Genomic DNA, 12386 nt, shown 5'->3' with positions numbered 1-12386 from the left:
TCAACGAGCAGGATCGCTTGGAGTTTTATGGCAAGATCGTCGGTGCCGCCGTTACCATCATGGGTTAGCAATTCGGCACAATGCAACTGCTCTGCCCAGCCGATAACTTAGCGGAAACGGCAGATCGCGCTGCGAAGCTCACCAGCCAGCTTCTGGCCTTTGCCTGGCGGCAGGCGCTGACGACCGAAGTCTTCGATGCGGCCGTGAAAGTGGGCAGAGTCGCGGACATGCTGCGCACTGTAATGGGGTGGACCTCGTCTTCGATCTGATCGGCGGTTCGTGTGTCGTGGAAGTCGATGTCAGCCAGTTCGAAACAGCCCTCGTCAACATGGCGGATAGTGCCCGCGATGCCATGACCGGCGAAGGGTGCATAACCTAGCTATCGATGCCGCGGGTTCGGTGCCCGCACGGCGCGGGGATGCTGCTGCCAAGGGCGACTTCGTGAGGGTATCGGTCGCAGAGTGAGGCACGGGCATGCCTCCCGAACAACTCGATCCTTAACGAAGCTAATCCGCACTTTAGAGCTCTCTCGTCGCCTTCATTTCGAATTGAGTCCATCAGGTCCGGAGTAGCTTCAAATCCTGTCCTGAAAACACGCACCACTCCGTCGGGGTTAATCACCGCCTTCGACTTGAACCAACCGAACCGTAAAGACGCTTCCTCTTCCCCGGCCATCGCTTTCGACCGAGACGCTGCCGCCATGCAAGGTCACCAGTCGGTGCACGAGAGCAAGACCGATGCCCAGTCCTCCTTGCGCATAGGCGCGATGATCCTCCACTTGCGCGAAAGCCTCGAAAATGCGCGCCTGCATATCTGCCGGTATGCCCATGCCATTGTCCGCCACCTCAATGACTATCTCGCCGCCGATGGTGCGGGCCGACAGCTTGATGGCGCCACCAGGCGGGGTGTACTTAGCCGCGTTTCCGAGCAGATTCGCGACGATCTGGGCAATCCGGGAATAGTCGCCATCGAACCAAACCGGCGCCTCGGGCAGCGCAACGGTCAGATGATGGTTTCCCGCATCCATGTGATGCCGGCTGCTTTCAACTGCGAAGTTCAGGACATCAGACAGTGCAATCCGTTGAATTTTCAGTGTCACCTTCCCTTCTGTAATGCGGGAAACGTCGAGCAGATCTTCCACCAGACGCGCGAGGTGGGACACCGTACGTTCCATTCTGGCATGGATGATACCCGCCTGATCCGCGGAACGCGGGCGGCCAAGAAGGTCCACCGCGCCCATGAGCGCTGCGACCGGGTTGCGCAGTTCGTGGGCAAGTACGGCAAGAAACCGATCCTTCGCGCGATCGGCCTCGCGAAGCGCGGCCGCAGACGCCGCCAGCTCATCGCGCTGGGCCGCTATCTGTTGCCGTTGCCGATGAAGATCGCACAGAACGCGCACCTTTGCTACGCAGACCATGCGGTTCGATCGGTTTGGAGATGAAGTCGACCGCACCTGCCTCGTAACCCTGGAAACGTCGTTGCGTATCAGCTGTGCCCGCCGTCACGAAGATGATAGGAACATGGCGTGTCCGTTCCATGCCACGCATCAGTTCCGCGAGCTCGAAGCCGTTCATCTCGGGCATCTGCACATCGAGAAGCGCCAGCGCGAAGTCATGCGCGAGTAGCAACTCCAGTGCTTCTGGACCTGATCGAGCCTCGAAAACTGTTATATTTTCGTCTGTGAGCAAGGCTTCGAGCGCGGTCAGGTTGGCAGGAAGGTCATCGACAAGGAGGACAGGAACGTGATCACTCATGTTCATGCCGCTTTTCTTCCGGCTTCGAGGAGGCAATCAGCGATCTGCGACAGCGAGAGCACCTGGGCTCTGCCGCAGGCGGCCAGCGCAGCATCGGGCATCGCCCGGGCATAAGCGCTCTGAGGGTCCTGAACATAGACTTGTCCGCCCGCTTCCGCCACCGCCTTAAGGCCCCGCGCACCGTCTTCGTTAGCGCCGGTCAGGATCAGTGCCATCAAGAGGGAGCCATATGCTTCGGCTGCGCTTTCGAACAGGACATCAATCGATGGCCGAGAAAAGAAGACCGGTGCGTCGGTGGACAGCGACAGCGTATGGCTTGAACCTTCGGTCCGTTCGACAAGCAGGTGGTAGTCCGGCGGAGCGAAGTAAATCGTACCCGCCGTAATCGGCTCTTTGTCCTCAGCCTCGCGAACCGCAACCTGGCACTTGACAGCGAAGAGCGCGGCCAGTTCGCTGCGGCGTCCTGGAGGCACGTGGACAACCACGATAATCGGCAGGGCGAAGTCACCGGGCAGCGCAGGCAGGATGCGAAGCAGTGCCTGAATTGCGCCAGCCGAGGCGCCGATCACGATGGCCGCAGAGGCAGAGGCTGTTCTCACGCTTTTCGCCGCTGGTAGATTTTCTCTTCGCGCACGAAATCCGCAAAATCGGCAGAGTGGGCTGAAAATCGCAAGGATTCCTTCGAGCCCAGCCCGAGGAACCCGTTGCGGGTCAGCGAGTCGCGGAACAAGCCGACAGCGCGATCCTGTAGCGCCCGGTCGAAGTAGATCATCACGTTGCGGCAGGAAATCAGGTGCATTTCGGAGAAGACCGCGTCGGTAACCAAACTGTGGTCCGAAAACACCACCCGCTCGCGCAGGGACTTATCGAACACTGCCCCCCCGTATCCGGTCGTGTAATAGTCGGAGAGCGACGATCGCCCTCCTGAAAGCCGGTGGTTTTCGGTGAAAGCCTTGATCCGCTCGAGGGGATAGATGCCGCGCTCGGCGGCTTCCAGCGCTTCGGAATTAATATCGGTTGCGTAGAACAATGTGCGCGTCTCCAGCCCCTCCTCGCGGAACAGGATGGTAAGCGAGTGCAGTTCCTCGCCTGCGCTGCAGCCCGCGATCCATACCTTGAGCGAGGGATACGTGCGCAAATGTGGCACGACCTTCTCGCGCAGCGCCTTGAAATAGCTGGGATCGCGAAAGAAATCGCTGACCTGTACGGTCAGGAAGCGCAGAACTTTCGCGGCCAAAGCAGGATCGTGGAGCAGCTTGTCCTGCAACGCCGAGAAGGTGGCAAACCCCATGCGCTCGCGTGCCTGGCGCAGGCGCCGCCTGATGGACGCCTGAGCGTAATTACGAAAATCGTAGTGGTAGCGGCGATAGATGGCCTCCAGCAGGAGGCGGATTTCGATATCCTCGATTTTATCGGCGTCCATCAGCATGACCTCATGATCACCGCGGCATCCATACGCGCACCAGGCTGAGCAGCTTGTCGACTTCCAGCGGCTTTGCCATGTAGTCGTTGGCGCCGGCCTCGATGCACCGTTCCTGGTCGTCCGGCATCGCCTTGGCGGTCAAGGCGATGATCGGCAGCTTTGACCAGCGGGGATCCTGCCGCAACGCGCGAGTGGCGGTGAGCCCGTCCATTACCGGCATCATCACGTCCATCAGCACGAGGTCAATGCGCTTGGCAGGCTCGGATGCCGAGGCATCGAGCGCGTCGAGCGCCTCTTGGCCATTGCGGGCGATCTCCACGCTGGCGCCTTGCGGCTCGAGGATGTTGGTAAGGGAAAATACGTTGCGCACATCGTCCTCGACGACCAGAATTCGCCGGCCTTCCAGGATCGCATCACGATTACGGGCCGCGCGGATCATCGTCTGCTGCTCGGCCGGCAAGTCCGTCACGACCTGATGGAGGAACAGCGAAACCTCGTCGAGCAGCCGTTCGGGTGAGCGCGCGCCCTTGATGATGATGGAGTCGGAATAGCGCCGCAGCCGCTGCTCATCCTCGGGCGACAAATCATGTCCGGTATAGACGATCACGGGCGGGAAGGCGTACGCACCTTCCTTGCTGAGTGTTTCCAGGAGGCTGAACCCGCTGGCATCAGGCAAATTGAGGTCGAGGACCATGCAGTCGAAGGTCGTCTCGCGCAGCGCCGCAAGGCATTCGGCGGCGCTGGCGACGCCAACTGTCTCGACATGGCCGGTAGCCAGCAAACGGCTGACCGCGTCGCGCTGCACCGCGTCGTCCTCGACAATGAGAACCCGCTGCACATCGGAGGAAAGCTTGGCGGCCAGCGCCTCCAGCACGCCCGCCAGTTCCTCGCGCTTCACCGGCTTGACCAGGTAGCCGATCGCCCCGAGCGCCAGAGCGGTCTGGGTATGATCGCTGCCTGAAACCACGTGAACCGGAATGTGACGCGTCTCGACGTCCTGCTTCAAGCGGTCGAGCAGGGCAAGGCCTGATTGATCGGGCAATCCCACGTCAAGCACGACCGCATGTGGCTTGAACTTGCGGGCAAGGTGCAGAGCTTCTTCGGCCGTGCCGGTGACAAGACACTGGAAGCCCATCTCGCGCGACATGTCGCGCACGATTCCCGCGAATGCCGCGTCGTCCTCCACTACAAGCAAAACCCGCTGTCCGGCGCCGAGCACCTCGCGATCGTCCTCAACCTGCCTCACGATCGGCACGGCACGCGGCTGCGCCGAATTGGGCTGGGGCGCTGCGGCTGGCACGGGCAAGGACACCTCCGCCAGCCGAGCCGGATCTAAGGTCAGCGGGATCGTCAGCGTGAAGCGGCTGCCTTCGCCAACGATACTGGTCAGGGCAATGGAGCCGCCGAGCAGCCGCGCCAGTTCGCGCGAAATCGACAGTCCGAGACCGGTACCGCCAAATTTGCGGCTGATGGTTCCGTCAGCTTGCCGGAAAGCTTCGAAGATGGCCTTCTGCTGCTCATGCGGTATGCCGATGCCGGTATCGACCACTGTGAAAGAGACCTGCCCCTGCCCGGCGAGCGCGATCTCCAGCGTGACATACCCGCGCTCGGTGAACTTGAAGGCATTGGAGAGCAGGTTTTTGAGAATCTGCTCGAGACGCTGGCGATCCGTTTCGATTTCGCCGGGCACAGCGGGGTCTACCGTGACCGAGAAGCCAAGGCCGCGATCTGCCGCCACCGGTTCGAATACCGGGCGTAAATCCCGCGCGAACCGTTCGACGAGCACGGCTTCCGGACGGATCTGGAGATGCCCGGCCTCAATTTTCGAAAGGTCGAGAATATCATTGATGAGCGCCAGCAGGTCGTTGCCTGCGGATTCGATGGTCCGGGCGAACTGGACCTGTTCATCGGTCAGATTCTCGCTGCGGTTATCGCCCAGCAACTTCGAGAGAATCAGCAGCGAATTGAGCGGAGTGCGCAGTTCGTGGCTCATGTTTGCCAGGAAGTCACTCTTGTAGCGGCTTGCTTGTTCCAGTTCGGCCGCCTTGGCCTCGACCGCTGCGTTCGAGCTGGCGAGATCGTCGCGCTGGTTCTCAAGCAGCTGCGCCTGCTCTTCGAGCTGCGAGTTGGTCTGCTCCAGTTCCACCTGCTGCTGCTCGAGGCTGGCCTGGGATTCCTTGAGCGCGCGTCCCTGCTCCTCCAGTTCCTCGTTGGAAACCCGAAGTTCCTCGCTTTGCACCTGCAGTTCCTCGGCGTGATGCTGAAGCTGCGATCGGTAGCGAGCCGAGCGGATCGCACTGCCCATCGAACTGGACGCTTCGGCAAGAAACGCCAGTACGTCCTCATCCACCCGCTGGAGAAAGCCAAGTTCGATCACACCCTGGACCGAACCGTCGGCGCTGGCAGGAGCAATGACCAGATGGCGCGGCTTGTCGCTCCCAAGCGAAGAGCCGATCGTCAGATAGCCGTCGGGAATGTCGCTGAGCACCACCGGCTCGCCGTCCACCGCAACCTGGCCGAGCAATCCCTGCTTGCGATTGAACCGCTCGATGATCTGGGCATCAGGCGCCACTCCGTAAGCGGCGACGCGGCGGAAATGTCCGTTCTCGGACGAGAACACGGCGCCGGCCTGCGCCCCAAGATAGCGGACGAGGAAACCGAGAATGCCATCCCCCAGCGTGTCGATCGGCTGATCGCCAAGCAACGCGGCGGCCATCTCGACCTGGCCAGTCTGTAGCCACTGCCGCTTGCGATTGGCTACGGCGGAGCGGTACATCAGCAGGCCGATGATCAGGGTCAGCGCGATCCCCAGCAGGCTGGAAAGCAATCCGCTCACCCACGCCGAGCGGTACGCCTGCTCCATCTCGGCGATGCGTTCGGTGCGCAGGCGGATTTCCTCCTGCTTCATGACACCCAGCTGCGCGCGCAGCTCGTCCATCTCGATCTTGCCGCGATCGCTGTTGACGATCGCCAGCGCCTGCGTAGTGCCGCCGGACTGCCGGAGTGCGATCGTTTCCTTCAGTTCAGCCAGCTTGCCGTCGATGCGAGCGCGCAGCGGCGCAACACGGGCCTGCTGATCGGGATTGTCCCGGGTCAAGGTCGCAATCGTCGCGAAGCGGGCATCGATGTCGGACAGGGCCGCACGATAGGGAGCGAGATACCTCTCGTTTCCAGTCAGGAGATACCCCCGCTGCCCGGTTTCGGCATCCTGCATGGAGGACGTGAGATCGTTCATCCCGACGATGACTTCGTGTGAATGAACGATCTTGCGCATATCGTCGCGCAGCACAGTCACATTCATGTACGCGACGCTGCCGCTGCCGATAAAGAAAACGACGGCCATCGCCAGGCCAAGCATTGTCCAAGGGTCCATCCCCCGGCGCGATCCATGGTCATAATGGGCCTCGATGCGGGCAGGATTGAATCTCATGTAGCGTCCACAACAAGAACCCGGGAAAGCCTTCGCTTGCGTTGATTATGTAGCTGGAGCAAGCACTTCTTCACTTGGAAAGGGCGCGCAGATCACGTCCTGCGCCAAAAACCGTGATGCCGCCCGCAAAGAGACGGCTCACAAGTTCGCTAGCAAGTGCGACTTTAAGGCCCGTCCCTCGCTCACGTTGTCAGGCGCCCGCCAGCGAGGCGTACCACAGCTTCCAGGCCGACCTGCGCCTAGCAGCCGTTCCCATGGCCGATCCCTTATGAGACGCTCGGCGATCAAATCTGGGTCGCGAGGTGTAAACGGTACGGCAAGGAAGGCATTTACAGCGACTCGGTATGGACAACATAGCGCCAGGGACCGCTGCGGATCGCGTCGAAAGGATAGCAGGTCGCAAGGTCAAGCCGTTCGCCCATTGAATCATCCGGCGGAGCATAGCGGTCCCACCGCACGATGCTCGTACCGGTCACTCGGTAGCGCAGCAGCGTCCCCTCGCGCGTCTGAAGGGTGACAAAATCACCTGTGCGCATGTCATGCAGAAATCTGAAATGGGTGTCGCGGTGAGCGGCTATAACGGCGGTGCCGGCGTGCCCTGGCATTGCCCCGGCCGGGAGCAGCGTCGGGCCGAAAGCGAGGGCTTGGCCCGATCCTCCGCCGAGAACGATGCGCGTCACGCCCAGCCTTGCAACCGATATACGCGCGACGGGCGCGGTATCGGCCCAGGGCCAGGGCCTGCGGGGCCGGTGGTCGACAAGACTCGCCTCGAAGGCATGGTCCAGCAGTGCTTGTGCGACCGCTGCCTTAGCGGGGATGTACAGCACCCTGCCGATTTCGACCATTCCGCCCAGGCATAACGCCAGCAACAGGGTCGCCGCGACGCCATGCCCGCAAAGGGCCGCTCTCGAACGGCGCGCAAGTTTGCCGGCGCGGCTCATGCCGCCCTCCGGCGCAGCAGGCAGGCGAAACCGGCAAGGCTCGCGAGCAGGAGGGCTAGGCCCCGGCCGAGCAGACCGAGAAAACCGGTGCCTGTCTGGGGCAGTTCCAGCGCCGCAGCCTGCATCGCGGCGCTATCGCCCGAACCTTGTGGATCAGCGACGTCCGAAGCAGCACCCTGGCCGAAGAGAGTGTCGAAGTCCCAGCCCGCCGGCAGGTTGATCGGCAGTTCCTCACGCGTCAGACGGGCGCCGGCGGGGCGAGACGGTGTTTCGTCAACCGCGACGAGGCTGGTGCGACTGGTGACGATGGTGCTTTCCATGCCGATCCGTTCGACTTCGGCATCGGCCTGTTCGTCTTCCAGTTTGCCGAGCGCGCGGTCTGCCTCGATGTCGCTGATGCGGCTGCGGGCCCAGACTTTTTCTATGGCCGGGCTAGGCAGAGCGCTCGCCAGATCGACACGTCGCTCCCACGCCTTGCCGCCGATCGTGCCGCTCACGGTCAGGGTGCCCGAAAGGTGGTCGGTACGCCCCACCAGCACCAGCGGCCTGCCGGCATAGACGTCCGGAAGGCGCGAGGGGGTGAGCTCGAGCGAACCGCCTTCAACCCGCACGGAGAGGTCGCGCACTGCGGGATGACTGAGCACGTCGAGCAGCGGCATCATCTTGGCGGTGACTTCCCCCGAGGCGCCGATATGCGTGTAGAGCCCCCCGCCGATCGTCGACATGCGCTCCATCAGGTAGTCGTTTGGCGCCGAGCCTATACCGACCATGAAGACATGGCTGCGGCCCCCATCGGCGCCGATCGCGGCTACCATCTCGCGCTCGTTGGAGATTTCCCCGTCGGTCAGGAACACGATCTGGCGCAGGATGGATGGATCGCTGCCGCCACCGGTCGCGGCATCCGCCAGCGCCGCCTTGAGCGCGGGCAGCATCTCCGTTCCGCCCTGCGCCTCCAGCGATCCGGCGAAGCGCCGGGCGAGAGCGACCTGGTCAGGCGTGGCGGCGACGCTGTGGTCGAACAGCCGAGTCATAGTATCGTCGAAGCGGATCACGTTGAAGTGGTCCTGCGGTCGCAGCGTACCCAGCGCATGGAGCAGGCTGGCCTTGGCCTCTTCCATCGAATCGCCGCCCATCGAGCCGCTGTTGTCGATCACGAACACCATCTCGCGCGGAGGTGTCGGCAGCGAGGAGGTGTCGGCGGGCGGGGTCACCGAGGCCATCACATAATCGCCCTTGGCGGTATGCTGCGCAAACAGGCCAAGTGTGGGATCGGCGGAGGCGGAGCGCCATTCCAGAACGAAGTCCCGGTCTGCCGGGACACTGCCGCCCAGCTTGATCGTGCGATCGCCGAGTGGACCGGTGATATTGACGCGGTGGTAGCGGCTGATGAGGTTGGCGACCTCGAAACCGGGGGCGAGACGGATCGCAATCGACGTCGGGTTGACCGTTTCTCCAAGTCCCGGAGTGAGCACCGGGGCGGCGGTGACGGCATTAGCATCGGCCACGGCATCCACCGTTCCCAGCGTGTGCGGCGGTGTATAACGCGGGCCGACGACCAGCGGCAGCCGGAGCGAGAAGGTACCGTCGGCCTGGGCTACCGGGGCCTGATACTCGATGGCGATCAGCACCGTCTCGCCCGGGCCGACGTTGGCGACCATGGTGGTGAACATGTTGGGTCGCTGCTGCTCGACGAGGCCCGCCTTGCGCCCGCTCGCTTTCGCCGCCTCGTAAGTGGCGCGGGCCTTTTCGCGGGGCTCTATGTGGCCGACGATCACGCGCTGGCCTACCACCATCCTGAGCGAATCCACCGCACCGTCCTGCGGCAGTGGATAAAGGTAGCTGGCCTCCATCCACTTGCCCGAGGTGTTGCGGAACGCCTGGACCACGCGCACGCGGGCCGTCTGACCGGTCACGGTCACGTCGATGTCGGTGCCGAGGCGCACGGCGGGCATGCTCCGGACGATGCCTTGGCCACGCAGCATCAGGGTGCCGGTGGCGGGCCCCTCATCGCCCGAAGCGTCGTCGGAGGCGCTCTCGTCGGCAGCGGCCACGGTGGTTGCGTCAACGGCAAGCGCAATGGGAGCCCCGAAGGCCAGCACGGCGGCGGGGATCAGGGCGCGACGGAGAGAGAGTGAATGCGGCATCGGATGGCTCCTGCGACTGGGGAGCCCACCCTCTATGCGCAGGGCGGTGCACACAGCCACGAGCAGTTTCAGCCGGTTCCTGCCGAGCCTTGCGCACGGCGACGCAAACTAGCGGAAGGATTGACGCAATGTGCGGATATGTGCGCATATGTACGCATGGACACGACCCTAGGAGATGACCGGCCAGACGCCGAGGGCCTCTCAGTAGAAAGCGCCGAGACCGCGCGGCGCGTACGCGAGGAAATCGCCCGGCGCCGTTTGTCGCGCCAGGCGCTGGCGGACATGGCGCGCATCAGCCTATCGACGCTGGAAAAAGCTCTGGCGGGCAAACGGGCCTTCACGCTCGCCACACTCCTGCGGATCGAGGAAGCGCTGGGCGTCAGCCTTCGTCCCGGCTCTGCGCCAGTGGCGCCGACCGGCGGTGACGTCGCGCCCGAGGCGATGGGGGCTTACGCCCGCTCGGCCGTGACCTGGCTGGAGGGATGCTATCTCACCGTCCGGCCCAGCTTCGGCACCGCAGGCGGCCTGTTCGCATACCTGACGACGATCCGCTGGGTTGCGGAGAGAGCCTGCCTCGGCTTTGCTGAATCGGGCCGTTCGGATTCCCGGTTCGAGCAGGCCGGTCAGATTTCCATGCCCAACCTCTCGGGCCACATCTATCTCGTCACCAACGAGCAGGGGCAGTACCGCCTCGCCATCCTGTCGCGCCCGACGATCGATGGCGGACTGTTCGGCATCCTGACGACCCTCGAAGTGGGCCATGGCTCGCAGCTGGTGCCGGCCGCCGCGCCCATCGCCTTGCGCAAACTGCGCGATGGGGAGGACGCACCGCTTGGCCTGATCACGCCCGACATGCTCTATTTTGCAGAATATCGGGAGATGCTGGACCGCTCGATCGAAGGCGACTTCGCCCGCCTGCACGTTCCCGGATGAGCCGGGCCATGCCGATGGGCCGCTTTCAGAAATGGATGTCGATGTAGTTTGTCAGGCCGCCGCACCATTCCAACTCGCGCAGGCGATAGTATGGCCGCCTCCGGGTGACCGCGGTGATCAAGGTCTTCGTATTCGAGGGCTCGGGCTTGCCGGCTTACTAGAGATCGCTTCTGTCTTGGCACCAGGTGTTTAGTCCCGGCATCTGGTGGATCGGGTTGACGATGAACCGTTCTGGCTCTGCCATCCAGAATTTGGCGATGTATTCGTAGGGTGTGAGACCGCTCAGCGTCTTGAGCCGACGGCCAAAGTTGTAGACGGCCATGAACCCGGCAAGAGGCGTTCGGAGTTCGTCGTGGCTCTCGGAATGGAAGCGCTTGGCGGTCGCCTTCTTGATGGTCCGGTTCATCCGCTCGACCTGACCGTTAGTCCACAGGTGATTCGGTTTGGTGAGCCGGTGCTCGATGCCGTTTGCGTCACAGACCATGTCGGAGCAGATTTGGCGGGACCATGCAGTGTTCCGTTTGCACGGCTGCTCGGCGGATTGGATGCCACTATCGGTCAGGATCGTGTGGATCTGGTACGGCGCGGATTTCAGCAGGTGCTCCAGGAACTCCCATGCTGCTCGCCGATCAGCCTTGTCGACCGGTTGTGTGACCGCTAACCCGCTGGTGCGGTGGATCCCAACGAAGAGATACGGCCTGTCTTCGGCGGTCTTCACCTCGGCGATATCGATGTGAAAGAAGCCAACGGGATAGCGCTTGAGGCGCTGATGCTTCGGCTTGTCGCCCTCAGCGTCCGGCAAGCGGGAGATGCCGTGCGGCTGAAGGCAGCGGTGCAAAGCTGCCCGTGTCAGATGCGGGATCGACGGCTGCAACCACGTAGAGGTAGTCATCCAGGGGCAGCAGCGTGTGACGCCGGAACGCGGCAACCCTCGCCTCCTCGGCTTCTGTCAAGGTCGTTGAATGAGGGGCCTTCGGCCCGGTCTTCAGGTCCCAGACCATCGCTCGCTTCCTCCACTTCGCCACCGTCTTGGGATTGATTCCCAACTCCCGGCTCAGCGTCGCGAACGAAGCTTGCGATCGCTTTATTGCTGCTTGGACGGTGTGCGTGGTCGTGGCGCTCCAGTGACGAGCCTGTCCGATAATGCTTCCTTCCATCCCAACGAAAGGGGTCGCACCATCAAACCGTGGGACCACACACCTAGAATATCGAGACGCTTGCCTTGCGAATTAAGGTCTCAGGTGGAGAGGAGAGGCCGGACGGTACGATGCGATTTCGGGCCAATCGAGACCAGTTACTTAGAATATTCGATACGTAATCGCGCGTCTCCCTGATCGCGGGAATGGAATCGCCGCGGATGCGTGCGGGGCCAGCGTTGTACGCCGCAAGGGCCAGATGCACTTGTCCAAACCTATCGAGTTGCCGGCGTAGATAGCGCGCACCGCCACGCAGATTTTGTGCCGGATCAGCGGGATCGACACCGAGCTCCCTGGCCGTACCCGGCATCAGCTGGATCAGCCCGCGCGCATTCCTGGGAGACACCGCTTCGGGATCGTACTGACTCTCCTGAATGATCATCGCGTCAAAGAGGCTTGCTGGAATTCCATGCTCGCAGGCAATGGCGCTCATAGCACTGTAGTATCGCGCACGGCGCATTTCGGCCTGCGGTTTCAGAAATCCGGTTGGACGATAAGACAGGTCGGTACAGCCTGATCCTTTTGCAACCGTTGGAATGTCAGCGGCGGGGGGGGGGGGGCCGGG

10 protein-coding genes and 1 pseudogene are annotated in these 12386 nt (G+C 62.7%); 2 read left to right on the top strand and 9 right to left on the bottom strand.

Features of this window, described 5'->3' with window-relative positions:
* Positions 1-80 precede the first annotated feature (80 nt).
* A complete protein-coding gene (locus tag LH128_RS34040; RefSeq protein WP_008828872.1) occupies positions 81-269 on the top strand; it encodes a hypothetical protein in 189 nt (62 codons plus the stop codon).
* A 344-nt stretch (positions 270-613) separates the two neighbouring features.
* Here LH128_RS34040 and LH128_RS06845 read toward each other — a convergent pair whose 3' ends face one another.
* From LH128_RS06845 to LH128_RS06820, 7 genes are all read right to left on the bottom strand, one after another.
* Entirely contained in the window at positions 614-1417 is an 804-nt protein-coding gene (locus LH128_RS06845; protein ID WP_327195088.1) for a sensor histidine kinase, read from the bottom strand.
* Entirely contained in the window at positions 1341-1760 is a 420-nt protein-coding gene (locus LH128_RS34375; protein ID WP_327195087.1) for a response regulator, read from the bottom strand. The genes LH128_RS06845 and LH128_RS34375 overlap by 77 nt, the downstream gene beginning before the upstream one ends.
* A complete protein-coding gene (locus tag LH128_RS06840; RefSeq protein ID WP_008828867.1) occupies positions 1757-2323 on the bottom strand; it encodes a chemotaxis protein CheB in 567 nt (188 codons plus the stop codon). Before LH128_RS06840 ends, LH128_RS34375 begins: the two co-directional genes overlap by 4 nt.
* Positions 2324-2349: 26 nt before the next feature.
* On the bottom strand, positions 2350-3177 hold the full coding sequence (locus LH128_RS06835; RefSeq protein ID WP_008828866.1) for a CheR family methyltransferase: 828 nt from the start codon (positions 3175-3177) through the stop codon (positions 2350-2352).
* Positions 3178-3193: 16 nt separating this feature from the next.
* Positions 3194-6520 carry a response regulator gene (locus LH128_RS06830; protein ID WP_327195086.1) on the bottom strand — a complete coding sequence of 1109 codons (3327 nt, stop codon included), beginning with the start codon at positions 6518-6520 and terminating at the stop codon, positions 3194-3196.
* A 416-nt stretch (positions 6521-6936) separates the two neighbouring features.
* Entirely contained in the window at positions 6937-7548 is a 612-nt protein-coding gene (locus tag LH128_RS06825; RefSeq protein WP_008828864.1) for a class GN sortase, read from the bottom strand.
* Positions 7545-9692, bottom strand: coding sequence for a marine proteobacterial sortase target protein (locus LH128_RS06820; protein WP_008828863.1), 2148 nt, complete (start codon positions 9690-9692; stop codon positions 7545-7547). Before LH128_RS06820 ends, LH128_RS06825 begins: the two co-directional genes overlap by 4 nt.
* A 156-nt stretch (positions 9693-9848) precedes the next feature.
* Between LH128_RS06820 and LH128_RS06815 the strand changes: the two genes are divergently transcribed.
* The gene (locus tag LH128_RS06815) at positions 9849-10625 is read left to right on the top strand and encodes a helix-turn-helix domain-containing protein (RefSeq protein WP_036530598.1); all 777 of its coding nucleotides are present in this window, start codon (positions 9849-9851) and stop codon (positions 10623-10625) included.
* Between the two features lie 157 nt (positions 10626-10782).
* On the opposite strand, the pseudogene LH128_RS06810 reads toward LH128_RS06815, so the two are convergent.
* Positions 10783-11767, bottom strand: a pseudogene (locus LH128_RS06810) (integrase core domain-containing protein).
* 58 nt (positions 11768-11825) lie between these two features.
* Positions 11826-12386: lytic transglycosylase domain-containing protein (locus tag LH128_RS06805; protein ID WP_008828859.1), on the bottom strand; the 561-nt coding region annotated here is incomplete at its 5' end.

Origin of the sequence: Sphingomonas sp. LH128, from assembly GCF_000293195.2 — a bacterium.
Classification (GTDB): domain Bacteria; phylum Pseudomonadota; class Alphaproteobacteria; order Sphingomonadales; family Sphingomonadaceae; genus Novosphingobium; species Novosphingobium resinovorum_A.
This window is presented reverse-complemented; position numbering and strand designations above follow the sequence as displayed.